The organism is Porphyromonas uenonis 60-3, assembly GCF_000174775.1.
Lineage (GTDB): Bacteria > Bacteroidota > Bacteroidia > Bacteroidales > Porphyromonadaceae > Porphyromonas > Porphyromonas uenonis_A.
In genome coordinates, this window is sequence record NZ_ACLR01000082.1 from 1 (window position 1) to 536 (window position 536).

A 536-nucleotide genomic window follows, 5' to 3' on the forward strand; every position below is an offset into this window, starting at 1 on the left:
CTTGACCGCCTCGCTAGCATCCTGCCAAGCCTTGTGAACGAAGTGTGAGTCTGTGCTCACAGAGTAGATATCCACGCCGATCTGCTGAAACTCAGCATAGTTGTCGGCAAGGTCAGCTAGCTCCGTAGGACATACGAAGGTGAAGTCGCCAGGATAGAAGAAGAGTACGCTCCAGCGCCCCTTGAGATCCTCGTTAGAGACCTCGTGGAAGCCCTTGGACTTGGTATATGCGGGTACTTTGAACTCTGGTAAGTTGCTATTGATAATAGGTTGCATAGTCATTTGCATTTAAGTTTTGGATAAAGATTTATTGCCGTTGGTCGGACATCCCCACCAACAGCTACAAAGATAGGGGTAAGCACCCAAAATAAAAAGCAAACAGCATACCTAGAACAAGGTATTCTCCCCCTAATGCGAGTAGTTTCTCCCATATGAAACTAGAGTTTCTCCCATATGAAACTAGAGTTTCCTCCGTATGAAACTAGAGTTTCCTCCGTATGAAACTAGAGTTTCTCCTAGGTGAAACTAGATTTTCA

Annotated in this window: 1 protein-coding gene; it reads right to left on the minus strand. The window is 45.5% G+C overall.

All coding sequences use genetic code 11. The features are described 5' to 3' along the window. The coding region (locus tag PORUE0001_RS02245; protein ID WP_232501396.1) for a redoxin domain-containing protein at nucleotides 1–276 on the minus strand (276 nt) is incomplete at its 3' end. Nucleotides 277–536 lie beyond the last annotated feature (260 nt).